Genomic DNA, 22,159 nt, shown 5'->3' with positions numbered 1-22,159 from the left:
GGCGCCAATTCCGGTATCGATTCGCTCAACCTGATGGAAGCCTCCATGGTGGCGGAGCTGATCCGGGACGAGCATCCTCAGATCATTGCCACCATTCTGGTGCACCTCGAGCGCCATCAGGCGGCGGACATTCTCGAGCTGTTCAACGAAAAGCAGCGCAACGACGTGGTGCTGCGCATCGCGACCTTCAGCGGCGTGCAGCCTGCGGCCCTGCAGGAACTGACGGAAGTGCTGGGCGGTATGCTGGACGGCCAGAATCTCAAGCGCAGCAAGATGGGTGGCGCAAGAACCGCAGCGGAGATCCTCAACCTGATGAACACGGCTCAGGAAGAGGCCATCATCGAGAACGTGCGCGCTCACAGCGAAGAGCTTGCCCAGAAGATCATCGACGAGATGTTCCTGTTCGAGAATATCGTCGATATCGACAGCCGCGGCATTCAGCTCATCCTCAAGGAGATCGATACCAACTCCCTGGTGGTGGCGCTCAAGGGGGCACCAAGCGAGCTGGTAGAGAAGTTCACCTCCAACATGTCTCAGCGTGCGGCCCAGCTGTTGACGGAGGATCTCGAGGCTCGCGGTCCGATCCGGGTCTCTCAGGTGGAGAACGAGCAGAAGGCCATTCTGCTGGTGGTACGCCGCCTGGCGGAAAACGGCGAGATCGTGCTGAGCGGTGGAGACGACAGCTATGTCTGATCGGGCCGGCACGCCAACCCGGGACAGCGACGATTGGCGTCGCTGGCAGATGGATGAGCTGGATACGCTGCAGCAGGCCAAGGCCTCCCGCGAGAACTCCCGTCAGAACGCGATTCGTCAGCAGGCCCTGCGCCGCAGCGCCGAACTCGACGCCGAGCGCAAGAAGGCCCGCCAGGAAGCATTCGATGCGGCCTACGCGGAAGGCCTGGAACAGGGCAAGCAGGCGGGTTTCGAGCAGGGCTTGGAAGAAGGCCGCCAGACCGGTGAGCAGGAGCTGCAGCGCCAGATCGAGCAGACCCTGGCCCCCCTGCTCTCCCTGGCGCAACAGTTTCAAGACGCCCTTTCGAGCCTCGATGACGAAATCGCCGAGCGGCTGGCGGATCTTGCCTTGACCACCGGTCGTCAACTTGCAGGCGAAGCGTTAGAGGAAAGGCCGGAACAGATACTCGCCATCGTGCGGGAACTGCTTCATGTAGAGCCGGCACTTTCCGGTCGTCCTCGGCTATGGCTGCATCCAAAGGATCTGCTGCTGGTCAAGGCGCAGCTGGGGGCGGAGTTCGACGCGGCGGGCTGGCAGCTGCAGCCGGACGACATGATTACCCAGGGCGGCTGCCGGGCGACCAGCGCCAGCGGCGAGCTCGATGCTACCTTCGAATCCCGTTGGGAGGCCGTGGTCAGCAAGGTGCGTCGTCGTCACAACAAGGATGCCACCTCGGGAGACGCCTCATGAGCGCCGCCGTGGAGTCCATCAACACACATAAAAAGCATTGGCAGAATGCCATCGACGGAGTTCAGCGGCGCGTACAGACCATTCCCCCTTATCGCACCAGTGGCCGTATCGTGCGGGCGACCGGTCTGGTACTCGAAGCGATCGGTTTGCGGGTGCCCTTGGGCAGCGCCTGTCGCATCGAGATTTCGCCACCCTCCTCGACACCCACGACGCTCTCGGATAGCGAACGCTTTGCGGAAGCGGAGGTCGTGGGGTTTTCCGGGGAAAAGCTGTTTCTGATGCCCTTGGAAGAGATCAGCGGTCTGCTTCCCGGCGCACGAGTATTCCCGCTTGGGGAAGGCGGCTCGGGCAGCAGCGCTCGGCGTTTTCCCTTGGGTGAAAGCCTGCTGGGTCGCGTGGTGGATGGCAACGGTCGGCCCCTGGATGGCCTGGAACCCTTGACGGATGCGCCTCACGCGCCCCTGGCGTCCACGCCACTCAATCCCATGGCGCGAGCGCCTATCGAAACGCAAATCGATGTGGGCATTCGCGCCATCAATGGCTTGCTCAGCGTCGGTCGAGGCCAGCGCATGGGGCTGTTTGCCGGCTCCGGCGTAGGTAAATCCGTGCTGCTGGGCATGATGGCCCGCTTCACCAAGGCGGATGTGATCGTGGTGGGGCTGATCGGCGAACGGGGCCGGGAAGTACAGGACTTCATCAACAACATCCTCGGCGCGAGGGGCGAAGGCGCGCCGTAGTGGTCGCCGCCCCGGCGGATACCTCGGCACTGCAGCGTCTTCAAGGAGCGGCTTATGCCACCCGCTTGGCGGAGGGCTTTCGCGATGCGGGGCAAGATGTATTGCTGATCATGGATTCATTGACCCGTTACGCCATGGCCCAGCGCGAGATTGCGCTTGCCATCGGCGAGCCGCCGGCTACCAAGGGCTATCCGCCCTCCGTATTCGCCAAGCTTCCGGGTCTGGTGGAGCGTGCCGGTAACGGCATGAAGGGCGGCGGTTCGATCACGGCATTTTACACGGTGCTCACGGAAGGCGATGACCAGCAGGACCCGATCGCGGATTCCGCCCGGGCAATCCTGGATGGCCATATCGTGCTGTCTCGCTCCCTGGCGGAAAGTGGCCACTACCCGGCCATCGATATCGAAGCCTCGATCAGTCGCGCCATGACCGCCATTGTCAGCAATGAGCAGCAGCGCCAATCACAGTATTTCAAGCAGATGATGTCCCGCTATCAGCGCAACCAGGACCTGATCAGTGTCGGCGCCTATACGCCAGGGCACGATCCCCAGCTCGATCAAGCGGTGATGATGCAACCAAAGTTGGAGCAATTTTTACAACAGAGAATCGATGAACGTGCCGATATAACACAGACGCACCACGCTCTCGATCTTCTGCTACCGGTTTGAAGAAAGGAAAAACACCTATGGCGACATCGTCACCGCTGGACACCTTGATCACCCTGGCTCGGGATTCCCGAGACAACGCCGGGGTCGAACTCAGTGGCTTGCGTCGTGCGCAACAGGAAGCCAAGGCTCAGCTCGATACGCTCTTGCAGTATCGCCACGAGTATCGTCAGAAGCTTCAGAACACCATGGAATCCGGTATCGGCCCCGCCAGCTGGAGCAACTATCAGCAGTTTCTGCGCTCCCTCGACGATGCCATCGCCCGCTCCCGCCAGGCGCTTTCCGAGCGGGAGGCACAGCTGACTCAAGGCCAGCTGCGCTGGCAAACAGAACAGCGCCGGCTTTCCGCCTACGACACTCTGGTGGATCGTCGTGACACTGCCGAACGCCAGCGCGTTGGCCGCCGGGAGCAGCGCATGGCGGATGAAATGAGCGCCGGCATGCGGTTTAGGCGTCAGGCCCAACAAGAACACTCCGGTTCAAGCCACTGAGGAGGCTTAGCTTCATGGAAATTTCACAACTGCTAGCGACCCAAGGGACGACTCAAAAAAGCTCCCCCTTGGCCCAGAATGCCAAGAGCGAATCCGGTGGCGGTACCAGGTTCGCTCAGCTCTATCAAAAAGCCGGCCAGAGCGCCAAGCCCTCTTCCGGGACAGACTCGGACACGGCTTCAGCAGCAGCGCTTGTCTCGGGCGGCGCCTCCTCGAAAGAACTTTCTGGCACAAACGGCGATGCCTCCCTCGGCAAGCTTCTGGACAAGCTCGACGCCGGGGTCGAACTCTCCAATGAAGAGGCATCGATGCTTGCTTCATTGACCGACAATGCCCAGCTGACGCCGGAAATGACGCCGCTCGCCCAGCAGATCGCCGCTCTGGCAGGAAGCACCGTTCAAACCCAGGCCAGTGCTCTACAAGGCAGCGCACAGGTCGATCAATCCGGAGCGGCGCTATCCAAGACTTCGAGTGCAACATTCGGGCTCGACTCCATCCGCCAGCGTCTGGAACTCATTGCCCAGGCCCAGCGCGGCGATGCAACGGCTCAGCCGACTCAAGCCCAACAGCCCGCCACCCTATTGGCCGCAGCCCAAGGCGAGCAGGCTTTGTCACCGCTGGATAAACTTGGCGATAAGGGAACGTCTACCCGTCTGGCGGACAGCGGTGCCCTGCGTCATCAGACATTGGCAGCCCAGGGTCAGGCCAGCACGTTGACTCAGCAGAACATGATGACCACCGCCGAGCAGAGCGGAACGCCTGGTAACGTTGGCGCGACCGGCTCTTTCATCGAGGCGGTGGCTGCTAACGCTGGCGGCGAAGGCTTCAATGGTCGCGGCTCGGATATGCTCGCTGGTCAAGGGGTGTTAACAGCGGGATCGGGTGCGACCGGCGCCTCTTCGCAAATCGCCGGTCAGACTCAGGGCATCACCCAGGCAACCCTGAGCGCACCGCTGGCTTCCGCTCAATGGCAGCAGGGGCTTGGCCAGCAGCTAGTGTCGATGCATCAGCGCGGCAATCAGCGCGTCGAGCTTCATCTGCATCCGGCGGATCTGGGGCCGGTGAGCATCAGCCTGAAGATGGACGACCAGCTGGCCCAGGCTCAGTTCTCCTCCGCCAATCCGCATGTGCGCGCGGCGATCGAACAGGCCATTCCGCAGCTGCGTGAAGCCTTGGCTGAAAATGGCATTCAACTGGGGGAAGCCATGGTGGGCCAGCACAATCAACCGCGTGACGGTGAGCAGTCCAGTGAACGTGGGGACGCTTTGCTTGCAGGTTCGTCCTCGGGGCCCGGCGCCGGCGATGACTCGGAATCATTGGTCATGACACCTCAGAACATCGTCATGGACGGCCGAGTCAACCTCTACGCCTAGGCTATCAAGCTTTTCCTTCATTCCACGCCCGGTTCGTGCTCAACGACCCGGGCGTTTTGCCGATAACACCTGTCAGTCATCAGCTCAAAACCCTGAGTTGAGTACCTATCGGCGGCCTTTTCCATCCATATCAAGTCCCCTGCTGCCGCCATAATCCTCTTGCAATCATCGATCAACGACGGCGAACACTCACAATGGCCAAGAATCAATCTGACAAAAAAGGCGGGAAGCCCTGGTGGCTCCTCGGCATCGTGATCATCGCGATCTCGATGGCAAGTTCCGCGGGGGTCTACTACCTGCTGGATTTGAACAACCCGGTAAACGCCGACGAGAGCGCGCCAGAAGAAGCGGAAGCCGTTGTTGCAGCGGCGCCTATCTTCGCGACCGTCTCGCCGTTCACGGTCAATGTGCAAAGCGAAAACTACGAGCAGCGCCTTCTCTATATCGGCCTGTCTTTCAAGGTGGGTAACGAAGAGACCGCCAGCCTGATCGCACAGAACATGCCCCAGCTTCGCAGCCGGCTTCTGCTTTTACTTTCCGATCAGTATGCAGAAGAGCTGACCCGCCCCGCGGGCAAGGAAGCACTGGTCGGCAAGATTCTGGCGCTTTTCGATGAGCCGTTCAGCGATCCCCAGCCGGAGCTTGCGATCGACGACGTGCTCTATACCGACTTCATCGTGCAATAGGGACAAGGGACACCATGTCTCAAGACGATCTGCTTTCCCAGGATGAGATAGACGCCCTCCTCAAGGGCGTCAGTGGCGAAGAAGAAGCCGGCGATGGCGGCGATTCATCGACGGCATCGCGTATTCGCCCCTACGATCCGGCGACCCAGCACCGCATCATCCGCGAGCGCCTGCATGCGCTGGATATCATCAACGAGCGCTTTGCCCGTCAGTTCCGCATGAGTCTTTTCAACCTCCTGCGGCGCAGCGCCGATATCACCGTGGAGAGCGTGCGCTACCAGAGCTACAGCGATTTTTCGCGGCATCTGCCGGTACCTACCAACGTCAATTTGATCACCATGAAACCGCTCAGAGGCACCGCCCTGGTGGTGTTTCCCCCCAACCTGGTGTTCATGGTGGTGGACAACCTGTTCGGTGGCGACGGACGCTTTCTGACCAAATCCGAAGGGCGGGAGTTCACCCATACCGAACAGCGCATCATTCAGCGCCTGCTGCATCTGGCCATCGACTCCTATCAGGATGCCTGGAAATCGGTATTCCCCCTGGAAATCGACTATGTGCGCTCGGAGATGCAGGTGCGCTTTGCCAACATCACAAGCTCACCCAACGAGATCGTCGTCACCAGCACTTTTCATCTGGAAGTCGGCAGCCTCGCCAGCGATTTTCAGATCTGCATGCCCTACTCGATGATCGAGCCGATGCGTGAACGCCTTTCCGGCCCTCTCACCGATAACAATGCGGACGAGGATCGTCAGTGGGGTCAGCGCATGGCCGGTGAAATCAAGCATTCTCAGGTCGAGCTGGTAGCGGATTTCGTGGAAATCGCCGCCAGCATCAGCCAGGTCATGTCGCTGAAGATGGGCGACGTCCTGCCTATCGAGCTGCCCGATATCGTACCGGCTCGCGTCGATGGCGTGCCGGTCATGAACTGTGAATTCGGCAGTCAGAGTGGTCAACGCGCCCTGCGCGTGCGCCAACTGATCGACCATGTCGCCCCCACTAACAAGTTCGCCCTCGGTCTGACGCCAGGCATCAAGGAAACCGACAATGACTGACCCCCAAAACCCCGACAAGCGCAACCCCGATCAGAGCGCCTCCGACGAGAGCAATCCTGATCAAAACGATCTCGAACAGAACAGCACCGACGATCCCTGGGCTGAAGCCATGGCGGAGCAGGAAACCGCCGAGGCAGACGGGCAGTCCGACAGCGATGCGTCAACAGAGGAAGACGACCCTTGGGCAGCGGCCTTTGCCGAACAAGGAGAAGTCGAGCCGGAAGACGAGTTCGAGACGCCCCAGAGCAACGATTCCGCCCCGGCCACCGCCGCCGGCGATCAGGTATTCAAGCCCTTGAACAATGCCATGAGCAGCGGTGCCGTACGGGATCTGGAAATGATCATGGACATCCCGGTCAAGCTGACCGTGGAGCTGGGCCGTACCCGTATCACCATCAAGCAACTGCTGGAACTGGCCCAGGGCTCGGTAATCGAGCTTGATGGCCTGGCCGGTGAGCCCATGGATATTCTGATCAACGGCTATCTGATCGCTCAGGGTGAAGTCGTGGTGGTGGACGACAAATACGGCATCCGTATCACCGAGATCATCACCCCCTCCGAACGGGTACAGAAGCTCAACCGATGAGTCAGATTCCTGCTTCCTCCAGTGCGACTCTCTCCAGTACGCCCCTCTCCAGCACGACCCAGGGCGTCGCGGAGACGGTCAGCGGCGCTCAGAGCGATGCCTTGATCGGCCTGGCGACCCTGGGCAAGACCGCTCTGGCTCTGGCGGTGGTCATCGCTATCATCCTGCTTTGCAGTGCGCTTTTAAAGCGGGTGGGACCAGGACGCAAGGGCAGCGGTCAGCACCTGAGAATGGTGGCCAGCACTGCCGTGGGCCAGCGTGAGCGGGTGGTCATCGTCGATGTGAAAGGCACCTGGCTGGTGCTTGGGGTAGGCGGCGGTCAGGTCACCCAGCTGCATCAGATGCCGGCGCCGGAAGAAGAGATTGCAAGTGAGGCCATGTCTACCGCCTCTGGGCAAGGCAACGATAGCTTCGCTACCCGCTTTGCCTCGGCGCTGCGTCACAACACCAAACAGCGCTTCACTGGGGCAAATCGCAAGCCTGGAGGCGACGCATGAAGTCCATCCCCGTACTGCTGCTGCCCCGCTTGCTTGCCCTGCCGCTGTTCATTGCCCTGATGCTTGTCTGGCCCCAGCAGAGCTGGGCCCAGCCGTCGATTCCCGGCATGATCAGTCAGCCCCTGGCGGACGGCGGCCAACAGTGGTCACTGAGCCTGCAGACGCTATTGCTGCTCAGCTCCATGGCATTTCTGCCGGCCCTTCTGCTGATGATGACCGGCTTCACTCGTATCATCATCGTGCTGGGCCTTCTGCGTACCGCCATGGGTACCCAGTCCGCGCCACCCAATCAAGTATTGCTTGGCCTGGCCCTGTTCCTGACCTTCTTCGTCATGTCCCCGGTGATCAATCAGGTATACGAAGTCGCCTGGCAGCCCTTCTCCGCGGATCAGATCAACTTCGATGAGTTTCTGCGCCTGGGCAGCGAGCCGTTTCGTGAATTCATGATGGGCCAGACCCGGGAGCCGGATATCGCGCTGTTCGCGCGCCTGGCGGAAGCGGGTACCTTCCAGGGCCCTGAGGACGTACCCATGCGGGTGCTGCTGCCGGCGTTTGTGACCAGCGAGCTCAAGACGGCGTTTCAGATCGGCTTCACCATCTTCATCCCGTTTCTGATCATCGACCTGGTGGTGGCAAGCGTGCTGATGGCCCTGGGCATGATGATGGTGCCACCGGCGACTATTTCGCTACCCTTCAAGCTGATGCTGTTCGTGCTGGTGGATGGCTGGCAGCTGCTGATCGGCTCCCTGGCCGAAAGCTTTTACATCTGATGTCTTTTCTATTGCGAGGTGATGCATGACGCCGGAAATGGTAATGAGCACGGCCTACCAAGGCATGAAGGTAACGCTGTTTCTGGCCGGACCGCTGCTGCTCACGGCATTGTTCATCGGCCTGCTGGTGAGTCTTTTCCAGGCCGCCACCCAGATCAACGAAATGACCCTGTCTTTCATACCCAAGATTTTGGGTGTATTCGGTGCACTGGTACTAACTGGTCCCTGGCTGATCCAGTTGATCACGCATTTCACCATCGATCTGTTTCGCAACATTCCATTGATGCTGGGCTGACATGGTCGAGGTTACCTTCGATCAGCTCCAGGGCTGGCTTGTCGCCTTTTTCTGGCCTTTCGTGCGTCTGACCGCCTTTCTCATGGCCGCCCCGCTCTGGGGCCATTCCAGCGTGCCGCGCCAAGCAAAGATCGGTCTGGCCCTGGCGCTAGCCATCGTGATCTCACCGACCCTGCCGCCCTTGCCCGCGGTGCCCATCGTCTCCTGGGCGAGCCTGGGCATCATGGTGGAGCAGATGCTGATCGGTATCGCCATCGGGCTGGTCATGCGGGTCGTGCTGGCGGTGGCCATGGCTGCCGGTGAATACATCGGCTTGCAGATGGGCCTGGCCTTTGCCACCTTCTTCTCGCCGGATACCGGCGCGAACACCATGGTGCTGTCGCGCTTTCTTTATATGATCACGTTGCTGATGCTGCTGGCCTTCAACGGTCATTTGATCGTGATCGAGATTCTGGCCAACTCCTTCACCACCCTGCCCATCGGCATGGGCGGCTTCAACCCGGATGCCTTCGAACTGCTGGCCCGCTACGGTAGCACCATCTTCTCTGCAGGGCTCCTGCTTTCGCTGCCGGTGGTGGCCTCGCTTTTGATCATTAATCTATCGCTAGGCATCCTCAATCGCGCCGCGCCGCAGCTGACCATCTTCTCCATCGGCTTCCCAATGACCCTCACCGTAGGGCTGATTTTGCTGATGGTGCTGATGCTGGACCTGGGGCGCTATCTGGAAGGCCTGTTCTCTCGCGGCTTCATGTTCATGCAGGAGTTGATCGCCGTAATGGCGCCGCTTGGCTGAGTGTCACCCATGTCTTTTTATAGCTCGAAAAGGTAGAACGTTATCTAGCGCTATTTATAGTCTTTTATTATTTTAAGTATAAAATATCCTGAAATTAATAATTGAGTATAAAACATGTCGGTCCATCGTTGCCGGTTTTTCCGGTGAAGGGCTGGAAGACTATAGCTCCGGCTTGTTCCTTGCTGCACCCAGACGCACCGGCAAAAGCACCTTCTTGAAAAACGATCTCATGCCAATTTGCTTACAGCGAAATTGGCTACCGGTCTATGTCGACCTATGGGCAAACCAGCTCATTGATACAGGCCAGTTAATCGAGAGCGCGATAGTACAGGCACTTCAGGCTCAAGAAAGCCAGATCAAGAAGTTGTTGAGAACCGCCGGAATTGACCAGATTGGTCTGTTGCAGACTATCGAGGTCAGTTGGAGCTCGAACTCAGGCAAGTTGCCCGAAGGCTCGACTCTGACAGAAGCGCTGCAGCTACTGTACGCCGCGGCAGGTCGAATGATCGTGTTGATTGTCGATGAAGCACAGCATGCGCTTGATACCTCAGCGGGGATCAATAGCATGTATGCGCTCAAGGCCGCACGGGATGCAATGACTCTTGGCACGGATACGCCAAGGTTGCGCCTGATCTTTACCGGCTCTAGTCGAGACAAGCTTGCCCAGTTGGTGCTCAACCGCAAACAGCCGTTTTTGGCGCCCAAATCACCCCCTTTCCATTACTCGGCATGGATTTTGTCAAGGCCTTTACCGCTCATGTCAACGACCGTCTAGCAGCGGACAATGGCTTCAGAACAGAAGATGTCATGGAAGCTTTCAGGACTGTTGGCCACCGCCCAGAATTACTCTGGACAATCGTGAGACAGGTAGCACTGGAGCTTGGACAAGCGCCAAATCTGGGCGAGCTTCTGGCAAAAGGCGCCTTAAATGTACAAGCCAGCTTTTGGGCTGAATATGAGGGGGAATATGCCTTGCTGAGTACCATTCAGAAGGCCGTACTCGAAATCATGGCAATCCGTTGCACCGATCAGCGTCCTTTGGCTCCCTTCGCCGAGAAGACGATTCAAGAAATCGCGAAAATTGCGCGCGCCTTGGGGAGCGATATTACACCGACAGCCCAGTCCATTCAGGCTGCGTTGGAAGCGCTACGCGAAAAGGGCATCATCTGGCGATCGGGGCGAGGGGCGTATACGTTAGAAGACAGCGGTATGGCTGACTGGCTGATCTCCCTGCAAGACGAATATCGTAACGCCCCTTGAAACTGAAGACCGATTAAGATTGCAAGACTGGCAAATTCGATGCCGGCCGCATGAACATCGGAAATTCAAATACCCTTGCCCAGCACTCAGCCTTGCGAAGCCGCCATGGCCTGATCGAGATCGGAAATAATATCGTCGATATGCTCGATGCCGATGGACAGACGCACCATGTCCGGGCTGACACCAGCAGACTTGAGCTCTTTTTCGTTGAGCTGACGATGGGTGGTGGCCGCGGGGATCGAGGAACAGGTCTTGGCATCGCCAATGTTGACCAGCCGGAGAATCAGTTGCAGCGCGTCGTAGAATTTCGCTCCCGCCTCCAGACCGCCTTGAATGCCGAAGCTCAGGATGCCCGAGGCGTGACCGTTCATGTAGCGCTGGGCCAGGGCATGATCCTTGTGGCTTTCAAGCCCAGCGTAATTCACCCAGTTGACCTGAGGATGTTCTTCCAGATAGCGGGCCACCTTGAGGGTGTTCTCGCTGATACGCTCGATGCGCAGCGCCAATGTCTCGAGCCCCTGAAGCAACTGCCAGGCGGCCTGAGCAGACAGTGCCGCCCCCATGTTACGTAGCGGCACCACCCGCGCCCGGGCAATGAAGGCGGCATCGCCCACGTCTTTTGTATAGCTGATGCCGTGATAGGAGACATCCGGCTCGTTGAGCAGCGCAAACCGCTCGGCGTGATCCGCCCAGGGGAACTTACCGGAATCCACGATTACCCCGCCCACGGTGGTGCCATGACCGCCGATATACTTGGTCGCCGAGTGAATAACGACATCCGCGCCGTGTTCGATGGGGCGGCACAAAAACGGTGTGCCCACGGTGTTGTCCACCATCAGCGGTACCCCGTGGCGATGGGCCGCCTCCGCCAGCGCGGCAATGTCCACCACGCCGCCGGACGGGTTGCCGATACTTTCGCAGAACACTGCCTTGGTGCGCTCGTCGATCAGCGATTCGATGCTGGCAATATCGTTCTTGTCCGTGAAGCGCACCTGGATGCCCTGGCGCGGAAAGGTGTGGGCAAACAGATTGTAGGTACCGCCATAGAGCTCGCTGATGGAGACGATGTTGTCACCGGTCTCGGCGACGGTCTGAATGGCCGCGGTAATTGCCGCCATGCCCGAGGCCATCGCCAGCCCCGCGATACCCCCTTCCAGGGCGGCGATACGCTGCTCCAGCACCGCGCAGGTCGGGTTCATGATGCGCGAATAGATGTTGCCCTCGACCTTGAGATCGAAAAGATCCGCCGCGTGCTGGGCATTGTCGAAGGAAAAAGAGGTGGTCTGATGAATGGGCACCGCCACCGCATGTTGATTGTCGGCGGTGTAGCCATGATGCAGTGCTATCGTTTCGGGCTTCATGGGGTCTCCTTGGGTATTGTTATCACTGGTTACCCATGGATTTGGCTACATTTCAATAAAAAATGCCAGCCGGACTGCTTAACCGGCTGACATCAAAAGGGTGAATGCTTTTATGGTCGATCGATCACAAGCGATCGAACAATGACATTCCTTGAATCTCGGTGAACACCTTCTGGGCCGCCTGCAAGCCGATCTGACGTATCTTGTAGTCGGTGATTGCCCGACCGTAATCCAGATCCACCAGGTCCGACAAGGTCGATTCATAATTCAACGAGCGGTTGCCGCCCACGGAATCCAGCACATCGAGCTCGTTGAGTCGTGCACCCACGGAGGCCCGCACAGTCAGGACATTGTCGAGGCTGTTGTCGAGTTCGCGGCTGACCGTGGACATCGTATTGCGACGAGCTGCCTTGTCGGCTGGGGTTTCAGCCGAGGTGTCGAGGGCCTTGATGGCGTTTTCCAAGGTGGAGAAGACGCTGCGATCTTCGGCCTTGGCCATAGTGATCGTATCGGTAGCCGCTGGCGTGCCTTCGAGGGTGATTGATATACCGCCAAATTCTAGACTTTCACCGGCCTTATATTCTTCACCAGGTCCTATCACTGTAGAGTTGGTCGTTTTGTTGATGACGGTATAATGCTTGTCATCGCTGAAGCTAATTTCATATTCATCACCATATCCTGCTGCAGCGGCATCCACTCGCGTCGGGCCAGTAAAGGTCACGTTACCGTTATTGCCGCTAGCGTCATTTTTGGCCGTTGCCACATAGCCCGCGCCACTATGCACGCTCTCGAAGATCGCCTTGCCGCTATCCCCTACCGGCATCTTGCGTGAGGAGTCTACCTGCTGCTCCCGCACCCCAAGATCACCCTTGTAGGCAACTCCGCCGCTCTCTTTGACGAAGGGCGGCGCATCGTCCTTGTAGCCACCGAACAGGTAGTTGCCGTTACCGTTGGTGGTATTGGCCAGACCCAAAAGGTTCTCATAGATGCCCTTGAGCGATGCCGCCACGGAGGCGCGATCCGCATCGCTCAGCGTATCGCTGCTGGCCTGGATGATCAGGGTCTTGGCGCTGGCAATGCCATCGCTGACGCTGTTGAGCACGCTCTCTTCCTGAGCGAGGGCGTTGCCGGCGGTAATGCGGGCATCCGCGTACTGCTGGCTCACCGCCATGGACTGGGATACACCCACGGCCCGGGACGCCGCCTGAGGGTCGTCGGAGGGGTTGACCACCCGACGCCCGCTGGCGAGCTGCTGCTCGACATGCATTAACTTGCCCTGCTGACTGTTCATGGAAGTCAAGCCGGACTCGAACATGGTGACGGTACTAATACGCATGGTGTCGCCTCAAAAAAATGATACTCAACGTAAATTCAAGATGGCGTCGAGCATGTTGCTGCCGGTCTCGATGACCTTGGCGTTAGCCTGGTAATACTTCTGAAAACGAATAAGATTGGCGGCTTCTTCATCCAGGTTCACCCCGGACTCGGACTGCTGCACCGCGGTCAGCTGCTCTGCAAGCCCCTGCTGAGCTGAAAGATTCGCCTTGACCACGTTGGTGCGGTTACCCACGTCACTGACGATGGACGCGTAGGCTTCGCTGATACTTGCCTTACCGCCTACGATGTCGAGGTTTTGCAGATTCTGCAGGGCCAGGGCATTACGATTGTCGCCAGATGAAAGAGGGCCTTCACCGGGGCCATCAATGGAGTCCTCTGCAGCGGCAATCTTGGACGTATCATTGATCTTATTAAAAATCATGCCGGCAAGATCCCGGGTTGGCTGAATCTGGAAACGATCCCCTTCACTGAGCGGGTTCGTCCCGGCATCTTTCAAAGTCAACTGCAAGCCATCGAACACAAGTGTGGGGTCGCCGTTGGCATCCGTACCCCGAGTAACATCAACGGTTTCACCGGTAGCACGTCGCGTGATGACGATATCCGCCGATCCCGCCCCTTCGAAGCGCACGTCATAGTCGCTGGTACTTACCTTGCTACTATCGACAAAGGCGACCTCGACCGTAATACCGCTACCGTTGTTGTCGTTATGCGGCAGCACCCTGCTGAGCCGATATCGAAAAAGTCTTCGCCCTGATCACCGTTTAGATCCAACCCTTTGCCATGCTGAGCATTGAACTCGGTAGCGAGTGCCAGCGCCATCTGACCAATCTGGTTCTGGGTCTTGTCCAAGGTTTCGCGACGGAAGGTCATGAGTCCGCCCAGGGCGCCCTTATCAAACGTCGATTCATCGAGAGACATCAAGTTGCCGCCGGCATCCCGGTAGGCCACCACGGTACGCGATGGATCCAGGGGCGAGGTAACCGCCTCCAGGCTGAAGCTCTGTCGACCTGCTACCAGGGGCTGGCCGTTGCCGATGGTCAGGTTGTAGCTGTCGCCATCCTGATTGACCAGATCGACGCCGATGCGCTGGCTAAGCTCCGCGACAAAACGATCACGCTGGTTGAGCAGGCTGTTGGGCGCCTCCCCGGTCTTGGCCTTGGCAAGCGCGATTTCGCGATTGAGAGAGGCCACCTGTTTGGCGGTGTTGTTGATCTGGGTGACTTCGTCGCGAATGTTGCCGTTGATGCCGGACTGCATGTCGTCCAGATAGCTATCGAAGGAGCGAAACTGAGCCGTGAGGGTATCCGCTGTGCCGATCACGCCTTGGCGTGCCGCGGGGTCCGAGGGGGCCCCGGCCAGATCTTCCAGCGAAGAGAAAAACTTCTGCATCAGCGGCGCCAGACCCGCATCCCGATCCGCCAGCAGGTTATCGATCTGGCTGACCTGATTGGAGTAGGCATTCAAGGCGGCACTGTTGCCAGTCGCCGCATTGAGCTGGGCGGCAACATACTTGTTGAACTGACGCTGCACGTCGTTGACCTGCACACCGCCACCAAAGGTGTTTTCCCCAATCAGAGTCAACTGGCGGTTATAGCCAGGAGTAAAGACGTTGGTGACGTTGCTGCCGGCGGTCTGCAAAGCAGTCTGGGCAGTATTCAGGCCACTAAGGCCGATGGAAAAGAGGCTCATGGATCCGTTCCGAGTTAGCGATTATCAAGGTTATCGGCGGGAATCGTCTCGACTTGAGCTTCAGATGCAATTTTCCCGTCATTTCTTACTTAAAAAGCACTCAACGAGGCGGACTGCCTTGGCGAACCAAAGCTGTCCATCACCGCGATCAGCTTATTGGCGTAAGCCGGGTCCGTGGCATAGCCGCTACTTTGTAGCGCTCGGGCCGCGGACGCTGCATCCGGGGCGGTGACTACCCCGCTGTAGCGCGGGTTGTCGCCAATCAGGCGAGCGTAATCGGTAAAGGCGTCTTCAAAGGAGCCATAGACTCGGAAGCGGTCCACCTGCTGCACTGGGCGCCCATTTATGTATTCCGTGGTGGTGATATCCGTGGTGTCGCCCTGCCAGCGGCTGCCAGCCTTGATGCCGAACAGGTTGTGGCTATTACCGCCACTGGCATCTGGAATCTCATGACGCCCCCAGCCGGTTTCTAATGCGGCCTGGGCCAGGATAAGCTTGGCAGGCACGCCGGTGGTGCGACTGGCGCGCTCTGCTGGGCCCTCGAGCTTATTGAGGAACTGGGCCACATGATCCGGCCGCTCACGTAACGGCTCGGCATCAGGCCCAGCGGGTGACGTGACTGCCGGATTTCGTGGTCTCAAATCCAGCTCATCCGCCAGCCGTACCGGGCCATTAGCTGTCGCAGGGGCAGGCGTTGCGCTGGTCGCCTTGTCTATAGCGCTGACCGGGTCGCTATTCAAACCGCTATTCAAACCGCCATGCAGCAGCCGCGGCGTGCCGCGAGGAATGCCGGCGATCAGATTTTCACTGACGCTGGAAGCCTTGGGCACCAAACCGCGTCCTTCGAGCTGATTGATTAGCTGTTCCGCAAGACCGACGCCCTGCCCGGATAGATGCTGTGCCCACTGCTTGTCGAGCATTTCGGTATAAAACTTCGTCTGTTGGCTATCCATCAGGCCGGATTCGGGGATCGCTTCCCGCATGCTCTTGAGCATCATCTGCAAGAAGACCGACTCGAACTGCTCCGCCGCGGCCTTGAGGCCCTCCCCGGGTGCGCGGCTGGCCGTGTGCTTGAGTCGCTGCAATCCTTGCAGATCGAGGGCGAATTGACTGCTGATATCGCCGGCACTCATCAGATGATCTCCAGTTCAGCACGCAGTGAGCCCGCCGCCTGCAGCGCCTGCAGAATCGACATCAGATCCTGGGGCGTGGCGCCGAGTGCGTTGAGGGCGCTGACCACTTCCGCCAAATCCGCGCTGGTCTGCAGCAGCTGCAGGGCGCCCCCTTCCTGGGCCACGCTGATGTCCGCGTTTGGCACCACCACGGTATCGCCGCCACCGAAAGGATTGGGCTGGCTGACCTGGGGGTTGGAGTCGATGGTGATCGACAGATTCCCATGGGCACTGCGGCCCGGTTCAGGGTCACCGCACTGGTCAGCACCACGGAGCCGGTACGGGAATTGATGATGACTTTCGCCGGTCCTTCGCCCAAGGCCAGGTCCACATTCTGCACCCGGGCCATGAAACGCACTTGATCGTTGCTGTTGATGGGCGCATTCAATCGAATGACCCGACCATCCAATGCGGACGCCACCGGGGCACCGAATTCACTGTTGATGGCGGTAACGGCGCGCTGAGCGGTATCAAAGTCAAACGTATCGAGCTGCAGATCCAGGGTGCCATCGGCGCCGAGCACCAGGGGCACTTCCATTTCCACTGTAGCCCCGTTAGTGATGCGCCCTGCCGCCTGATGATTGATCTGCACGCTGCTGCCGCCGGCTTCGGCACCCACACCACCCACCAGCACGTTGCCCTGGGCCATGGCATAAATACGGCCATCCGCCCCCTTCAGCGGTGACAGCAACAAGGTACCACCGCGAAGACTGCGCGAGTTGGCGACGGAAGAGACCACTACGTCGATCTTCTGACCCTGACGCGAGAACGGTGGCAACTCCGCGGTGATCATTACCGCCGCAATGTTCTTGAGCTGCATGTTGGTGCCCGGCGGCACGGTAATACCCAGCTGGGAAAGCAGGTTGGTCAGGCTCTGGGTGGTGAACGGCGCCTGGGTGGTCTGGTCGCCGCTACCGTCGAGCCCCACCACCAGGCCATAGCCCACCAAGGCGTTGTCCCGCACACCGACAAAAGAGGCCAGGTCGCGCAGGCGTTCGGCCTGGGCCGTTTGACCTGCGAACAGCGTCAACAGCAGTGCCAGCAGCGAATGCAGGATGAAAGCGCGATAACCGTGGCGTTGAATCATGTTCATCGACCTGTGTTTCATGTATTGCCGATCAGAAAGGCGATACGTTGAGGAAGAAGCGCTGCAGCCAACCCATGGTCTGCGCCTCGTTGATATAGCCATCGCCGACATACTCGATGCGCGCATCCGCCACCTGGGTCGAGGGCACGGTGTTCTGACCGCTGATGGTGCGCGGATTGACTACCCCGGAGAAGCGAATGAACTCGGTGCCCTGATTGATGGCGATCTGCTTTTCACCGCGCACCCGCAGGTTGCCGTTATAAAGCACATCCAGCACCGTCACGGTGATGGTACCGGTAAAGGAATTGGTCGCCCGAGCGCCGCCGCTGCCGGAGAAGTCATTGTTCCCGGAAACGTCGAAACCGTATTCGACAAGCTTGTCTAGCTTGTCGGGTAGCTGTGTCAGCTCAAGGCTTGCGGAACCGTCCCGGCCGGCATTGGCGGAAGAGTTCTTGCTGGCGCTGACCTCTTCGTCCAGCACGATGGTCAGGATGTCGCCGATCATGCGCGGACGACGGTCCTCGAACAGCGGCTGGTAGCCCAGCCCCGGCTGATAGATCGAGCCGTTGGCAATGACCGGCGGCGGCTCGACCACAACGATTCTTTCTTGCTCACCCACCACGGAGGCTCGGGGAATCTGGGCGCAGCCTGCCATGACCGCTAAAATCACGAGCACCAGCAACACGCGCAGCGCCTGGCTGACGAAAGAAGATGGTTGCATTTTCATGGGGTGCTCGTTGCTCATGGGTTCTAGTCTCACATCTGGCTCAGACGGGCCAGCATTTCGTCGGAAGTCTGCACGGCCTTGCTGTTGATCTCGTAGGCGCGCTGGGTCTGGATCATGCTGACCATCTCCTCCACAACGTTGACGTTGGAGGTCTCGACATAGCCCTGATACAGGGTGCCGGCGCCATTGAGCCCCGGCACGCTGTCATTGCGCGGACCGGAGGCGTTGGTTTCGAGGTACAGATTCTCGCCGATGCTTTCGAGCCCGGTCGGGTTAGTAAAGGTGGAGAGCAGCAGCTGACCGACCTGATTGGACTCGGAGGTGCCCGGCTGGGTCACGGAAACGACGCCGTCCTGACTGATGGACACCGACAGCGCATTCTCGGGTATGAATACCGCGGGCTCTACCGGGTAGCCGCCGGCGGTGACCATCTGGCCGTTCTGATTGACCTGGAAGCTGCCATCCCGGGTATAGGCGGTGGTGCCATCCGGGCGCAGCACCTGGAAGAAGCCCTTGCCGCTGATGGCCAGATCCTTGGAGTTCTGGGTATTTTCCAGCCCACCCTGGGTGTGCAGACGCTCGGTGGCAACCGGACGCACACCGCTACCGATCTGCAGGCCTGAAGGCAGATTGTCCTGCACCGTGGCCTGGGCGCCGGGCTGGCGCAGGTTTTGGTACAACAGGTCCTCAAAGACCGCCCGGGAGCGCTTGAAGCCGTTGGTGCTGACGTTGGCCAAGTTGTTGGCGATGACGTCCATCTGCAGCTGCTGGGACTCGAGGCCGGTCTTGGCCGTCCAAAGAGATCTGATCATGTTTCAATTCCTCGCAAAAAAGAGTGCCGAAGCGTTAATTTGCCGATAGCAAGCTGTTGGCCCGCTGAGCGTTCTCATCGACACTCTCGATGTTCTTCATCTGCATGTCGTAGCGTCGGGCGCTGTCGATCATCGCCACCATGGTTTCCGTGGCGCTGACGTTGCTGCCTTCAAGCGCCCCGCTGACGACCCGCACGGTCTCGTCCGCCTGCAGCACGCCGGGGCCTGCCTTGGGACGAAAGAGCCCGTCTTCACCGCGGACCAGGCTGCCCCGCTCCGGGTTGACCAGCTTGATCTGTCCGATCGGACCCATGGTGTTGGGCTCGCCGCCGGCAACCAAGGCGCTCAGGGTGCCGTCGCTACCGATGCTGACCTGAGCACCCAGAGGCACGATGATCGGTCCGCCGTCGCCCTGCACCGGCCGCCCCATGTTGGTCAATACGCCGTTGGCATCGATCTGCAGATCGCCGCGACGGGTATAGGCCTCGCCATCACCGGTCTGCACCGCCAGCCAGCCATCGCCATCGATCGCGATATCCAGCTCCCGACCGGTGGTGTTGATCGCACCAGGAGTGAAATCGCTGCCCGGGGTGGTGGCCGCAACCACGGTGCGGGTCGCCAGGCCATCGCCCTGGACCGGCACGGAGCGCAGGGCCTGCAGCTCGGCGCGAAAGCCCGGTGTCGCCACGTTGGCCAGGTTGTGGTTGATGACTGCCTGCAGATCCATGCTCTGCTTGGCGCCGCTCATGGCGGTATAAAGAAGACGATCCATGGGGTCCGGCTCTCCTGATTCGGCTCGGTGGGCTCACATCAATTCGCATCGACTCGTGTCCGCCTGCCGGGCTCAATACCTGGCAGGCGGGCGGCGATTAACGCAGGTTCACGACACTTTCGAGCACTTCGGACTGGGTCCGAACCGAGTTGGTGTTGGCCTGAAAGGTACGCTGGGCGATGATCAGATCGACAAGCTCTCGAGTCAGATCCACGTTGGAGGTTTCCACGGCGCCGGATTCGATGCTGCCCAGCATGCCGGTACCCGCCTGGCCCAGAAGGGCCTGGCCGGATTCACCGGTTTCCACCCAGGCGTTGTCGCCCACGGGCTTCAAGCCTTCCGGGTTGCGGAAGTTCACCAGGCTGATGGTGCCCAAAACCTCGGACTGCTCGTTGGAGTAGTTGCCCATGATGCTGCCATCGGCGTTGATGGCGATGCCCACCAGATTGCCGGAGGCGTAGCCGTCCTGGGTCAGGGAATCCAGAGAGAAGTTGTTGCCGGTCTGGGTGGTACCAGCTAGATCGAGATCAACATTCAGTGGATCAGTACCATTGCCTAAGTCGCCAAAATCAAAATTTAATGGCATACCAGAAGTAAGCTGGCCCTTGGTATCAAATGTTAGCGTCTTGGGTTGACCCGGCGGAAAAGGGGCTCCTGCATTACCTACTGGATTTTCAGGTGCCATCTTGCCATCAATGGATTGACGAACTTCCCAATTGTTGTCACTGACCTTGCTGAAATACATGGTGACGTTGTGGCTGTTGCCCTGGGAGTCGTAGACCGTGGCGCTATTGGCGTAGGAGTAGCTATTGGCATTGTCCTGCGCGAAAGGAGTCGCAACACGATCAATGCTATCCACCGAGGAATCCAACACTAGGCTGGCATCGATACCGGTGGTGGCATTGGCCGGGACCGCATCAGAAGGCACCCGCAGCGCCACCGGCTCCGCGCCTGCGCCCGCCCCAGCTGGGAAGCCGGTCAGTCGTGCGCCTTGGGCATTCTGCAGATAGCCGTCCGCGGTCATGGTCATCTGACCGTTGCGGGAATAGACCACCTGATCATTCTGGGACATGCGGAAAAAGCCGCCGCCGCTGATTGCCAGATCCAGGTTGCGGTTGGTGCTTTCCAGGGTGCCGTTGCTGAAATCCTGGAGTACCGCGGAAACCCGCGTACCCAGACCCACCTTGGCGCCGGCGTAAACGTCGGCGAACTGCACCCCAGAGCTCTTGAAGCCCACGGTCTGCGAGTTGGCGATGTTGTTACCGACCACATCAAGATTGGTCGAGGCGGCGTTCAGACCGCTTAGTGCTTGTGAAAAACCCATGTGTACTGCTCCTGCGCGTATTTGGTTATGTTTTCTTTTTTTATGATGATGCTTTTTATAGTGATGCTTTTAGGGCGAATCGAATGCTACGAATAACGGCTAAAAAGTAGCGCTTCAAAGAATTTGGCGTACATCGTCAAGACTGGCGGAGTCCATCTTGGCGCCCAGATCCAGGCGCGGCCCGCCGTCGGTCTTGATCACGCCGCCCACCAGGGCGTAGTTAAGCGAGGTCACGTTGACCGGCTCATCTCCTTGGGTTGCCTCGACGTTGAACCGATAGGCACCTGAGGGTGCCGCGCTTCCGTCTGCAAGTTCACCGTCCCAGGCAAAGGAGTGAACGCCCTTATCCAGGGCACCCATCTTCTCGGGCAGATACTGGCGTACCACTTCGCCATTGGCGTTGGTGATAGTGACGGTGACCTTGTCCGCGGCGCTGGCAAGCTCGACGCCGAAGGGCGTGGTCGCGATCGTGTCGCCCTCACCCGCACCGCCGGAGAGTATCTGGTTGCCCGGCACCAGCACGCCCTGGCCGATCAAGGCAGTCGCCTGCAGGGTCTGGCCCGCATCGATCTGACCGGTAATGCCTTGAAGCGTCGTGTTGAGCTCCTGGATACCGCTGACCGTGTTGATCTGGGCCAACTGCGAGGTCATCTCGGCATTTTCCATCGGCTTCAGCGGGTCCTGGTTCTTGAGCTGGGTCACTAGCAGGGTCATGAAGCTGTCGCTCAATTCCTGGGTGCTGCCCTGGGCCGGCTTGTTGGAAGCGGCAGGATTCAGCGCACTCAGGACACTGCTATCGATCGTATTGGCCATGGACTATCTCCTGGAGGCGTCGAATCAGTTTTCACCCAGCGTCAGGGTCTTGAGCATCAGCGTCTTGCTGGTATTCATGACTTCGACGTTGGCTTGGTAGGAACGGGAAGCGGCGATCATGTTGACCATCTCGTTGACCGGCTCCACGTTGGGCATTGTTATATAGCCGTCTTCATTGGCCAGGGGATGTTCCGGGCGATATTCCACCCGCATCGGCGTGGGATCTTCGACGATGCGGGTAACCCGCACTCCGCCAACGCCGGTGGCGGCCTGGGACTGGGTTTCGAACATGACCTGCTTGGCGCGGTAGGCCTCACCGTCCGGCCCTGCCACGCTGTCCGCATTCACCATGTTGCTGGCAGTGACGTTCATGCGCTGGGCCTGGGCGCTCATGGCGGAGCCTGAAATATCGAACACACTGAACATTGACATC

24 protein-coding genes and 2 pseudogenes are annotated in these 22,159 nt (G+C 59.3%); 14 read left to right on the top strand and 12 right to left on the bottom strand.

Annotation, left to right across the window (positions count from 1 at the left end; translation table 11 throughout):
* From fliG to CH74_RS19030, 14 genes and pseudogenes are all read left to right on the top strand, one after another.
* The coding region (fliG, locus tag CH74_RS14120) for a flagellar motor switch protein FliG (protein WP_048308179.1) at positions 1 to 693 on the top strand (693 nt) is incomplete at its 5' end.
* Positions 686 to 1,423, top strand: a complete 738-nt coding sequence (gene fliH / locus CH74_RS14115; RefSeq protein ID WP_048308178.1) for a flagellar assembly protein FliH — start codon at positions 686 to 688, stop codon at positions 1,421 to 1,423. The genes fliG and fliH, both read left to right, overlap by 8 nt.
* Positions 1,420 to 2,828 (top strand): annotated as a pseudogene (fliI, locus tag CH74_RS14110) (flagellar protein export ATPase FliI). Before fliH ends, fliI begins: the two are co-directional and overlap by 4 nt.
* 17 nt (positions 2,829 to 2,845) lie before the next feature.
* Positions 2,846 to 3,316 carry a flagellar export protein FliJ gene (fliJ, locus tag CH74_RS14105; RefSeq protein ID WP_048308177.1) on the top strand — a complete coding sequence of 157 codons (471 nt, stop codon included), beginning with the start codon at positions 2,846 to 2,848 and terminating at the stop codon, positions 3,314 to 3,316.
* A 14-nt stretch (positions 3,317 to 3,330) separates the two neighbouring features.
* Positions 3,331 to 4,689 (top strand): flagellar hook-length control protein FliK, encoded by a 1,359-nt coding sequence (locus tag CH74_RS17900; protein WP_053070782.1) that lies wholly within the window; start codon positions 3,331 to 3,333, stop codon positions 4,687 to 4,689.
* A 194-nt stretch (positions 4,690 to 4,883) separates the two neighbouring features.
* On the top strand, positions 4,884 to 5,375 hold the full coding sequence (gene fliL / locus CH74_RS14095; protein ID WP_048308176.1) for a flagellar basal body-associated protein FliL: 492 nt from the start codon (positions 4,884 to 4,886) through the stop codon (positions 5,373 to 5,375).
* Positions 5,376 to 5,389: 14 nt separating this feature from the next.
* Positions 5,390 to 6,430, top strand: a complete 1,041-nt coding sequence (gene fliM / locus CH74_RS14090) for a flagellar motor switch protein FliM (RefSeq protein WP_048308175.1) — start codon at positions 5,390 to 5,392, stop codon at positions 6,428 to 6,430.
* A complete protein-coding gene (gene fliN, locus CH74_RS14085; RefSeq protein ID WP_048308174.1) occupies positions 6,423 to 7,016 on the top strand; it encodes a flagellar motor switch protein FliN in 594 nt (197 codons plus the stop codon). Before fliM ends, fliN begins: the two co-directional genes overlap by 8 nt.
* Positions 7,013 to 7,513 carry a flagellar biosynthetic protein FliO gene (fliO, locus tag CH74_RS14080; protein ID WP_053070781.1) on the top strand — a complete coding sequence of 167 codons (501 nt, stop codon included), beginning with the start codon at positions 7,013 to 7,015 and terminating at the stop codon, positions 7,511 to 7,513. Before fliN ends, fliO begins: the two co-directional genes overlap by 4 nt.
* 59 nt (positions 7,514 to 7,572) lie before the next feature.
* Positions 7,573 to 8,283, top strand: coding sequence for a flagellar type III secretion system pore protein FliP (gene fliP, locus CH74_RS14075; protein WP_156181530.1), 711 nt, complete (start codon positions 7,573 to 7,575; stop codon positions 8,281 to 8,283).
* A gap of 25 nt (positions 8,284 to 8,308) precedes the next feature.
* Positions 8,309 to 8,578 (top strand): flagellar biosynthesis protein FliQ, encoded by a 270-nt coding sequence (fliQ, locus tag CH74_RS14070; protein WP_048308172.1) that lies wholly within the window; start codon positions 8,309 to 8,311, stop codon positions 8,576 to 8,578.
* Position 8,579: 1 nt separating this feature from the next.
* Complete coding sequence (gene fliR / locus CH74_RS14065) at positions 8,580 to 9,371, top strand: flagellar biosynthetic protein FliR (protein WP_048308171.1); 792 nt, start codon at positions 8,580 to 8,582, stop codon at positions 9,369 to 9,371.
* 214 nt (positions 9,372 to 9,585) lie between these two features.
* Complete coding sequence (locus CH74_RS19035; protein ID WP_216594777.1) at positions 9,586 to 10,146, top strand: hypothetical protein; 561 nt, start codon at positions 9,586 to 9,588, stop codon at positions 10,144 to 10,146.
* On the top strand, positions 10,101 to 10,631 hold the full coding sequence (locus tag CH74_RS19030) for a hypothetical protein (RefSeq protein ID WP_216594776.1): 531 nt from the start codon (positions 10,101 to 10,103) through the stop codon (positions 10,629 to 10,631). The genes CH74_RS19035 and CH74_RS19030 overlap by 46 nt, the downstream gene beginning before the upstream one ends.
* An 86-nt stretch (positions 10,632 to 10,717) precedes the next feature.
* Here the strand turns inward: CH74_RS19030 and CH74_RS14055 are convergent, their stop codons facing one another.
* From CH74_RS14055 to flgC, 12 genes and pseudogenes are all read right to left on the bottom strand, one after another.
* Complete coding sequence (locus tag CH74_RS14055; protein ID WP_048308170.1) at positions 10,718 to 11,992, bottom strand: O-acetylhomoserine aminocarboxypropyltransferase/cysteine synthase family protein; 1,275 nt, start codon at positions 11,990 to 11,992, stop codon at positions 10,718 to 10,720.
* Between the two features lie 124 nt (positions 11,993 to 12,116).
* A complete protein-coding gene (flgL, locus tag CH74_RS14050; RefSeq protein WP_048308169.1) occupies positions 12,117 to 13,328 on the bottom strand; it encodes a flagellar hook-associated protein FlgL in 1,212 nt (403 codons plus the stop codon).
* Positions 13,329 to 13,352: 24 nt separating this feature from the next.
* Positions 13,353 to 14,048 (bottom strand): flagellar basal body rod C-terminal domain-containing protein, encoded by a 696-nt coding sequence (locus CH74_RS20085; protein ID WP_367379126.1) that lies wholly within the window; start codon positions 14,046 to 14,048, stop codon positions 13,353 to 13,355.
* The gene (gene flgK / locus CH74_RS20080) at positions 13,976 to 15,019 is read right to left on the bottom strand and encodes a flagellar hook-associated protein FlgK (protein WP_367379125.1); all 1,044 of its coding nucleotides are present in this window, start codon (positions 15,017 to 15,019) and stop codon (positions 13,976 to 13,978) included. The genes CH74_RS20085 and flgK overlap by 73 nt, the downstream gene beginning before the upstream one ends.
* 89 nt (positions 15,020 to 15,108) lie before the next feature.
* Complete coding sequence (gene flgJ, locus CH74_RS14040; protein WP_048308168.1) at positions 15,109 to 16,152, bottom strand: flagellar assembly peptidoglycan hydrolase FlgJ; 1,044 nt, start codon at positions 16,150 to 16,152, stop codon at positions 15,109 to 15,111.
* A pseudogene (locus tag CH74_RS14035) lies at positions 16,152 to 17,275 on the bottom strand (flagellar basal body P-ring protein FlgI). Before CH74_RS14035 ends, flgJ begins: the two are co-directional and overlap by 1 nt.
* Positions 17,276 to 17,309: 34 nt before the next feature.
* On the bottom strand, positions 17,310 to 17,999 hold the full coding sequence (locus CH74_RS14030) for a flagellar basal body L-ring protein FlgH (RefSeq protein WP_048308181.1): 690 nt from the start codon (positions 17,997 to 17,999) through the stop codon (positions 17,310 to 17,312).
* Between the two features lie 35 nt (positions 18,000 to 18,034).
* Complete coding sequence (gene flgG, locus CH74_RS14025) at positions 18,035 to 18,817, bottom strand: flagellar basal-body rod protein FlgG (protein ID WP_048308167.1); 783 nt, start codon at positions 18,815 to 18,817, stop codon at positions 18,035 to 18,037.
* 34 nt (positions 18,818 to 18,851) lie between these two features.
* Complete coding sequence (locus tag CH74_RS14020; RefSeq protein WP_048308166.1) at positions 18,852 to 19,589, bottom strand: flagellar basal body rod protein FlgF; 738 nt, start codon at positions 19,587 to 19,589, stop codon at positions 18,852 to 18,854.
* 97 nt (positions 19,590 to 19,686) lie between these two features.
* Positions 19,687 to 20,913, bottom strand: coding sequence for a flagellar hook protein FlgE (gene flgE, locus CH74_RS14015; protein WP_048308165.1), 1,227 nt, complete (start codon positions 20,911 to 20,913; stop codon positions 19,687 to 19,689).
* A gap of 114 nt (positions 20,914 to 21,027) precedes the next feature.
* On the bottom strand, positions 21,028 to 21,726 hold the full coding sequence (locus tag CH74_RS14010) for a flagellar hook assembly protein FlgD (protein ID WP_048308163.1): 699 nt from the start codon (positions 21,724 to 21,726) through the stop codon (positions 21,028 to 21,030).
* Between the two features lie 24 nt (positions 21,727 to 21,750).
* Complete coding sequence (gene flgC / locus CH74_RS14005; protein WP_048308162.1) at positions 21,751 to 22,158, bottom strand: flagellar basal body rod protein FlgC; 408 nt, start codon at positions 22,156 to 22,158, stop codon at positions 21,751 to 21,753.
* Position 22,159 lies beyond the last annotated feature (1 nt).

It is taken from the genome of Halomonas sp. PR-M31 (assembly GCF_001039575.1).
Lineage (GTDB): Bacteria > Pseudomonadota > Gammaproteobacteria > Pseudomonadales > Halomonadaceae > Modicisalibacter.
Note: the sequence above shows the minus strand (reverse complement) of the source record. Positions and strands in the feature narration are given on the sequence as shown.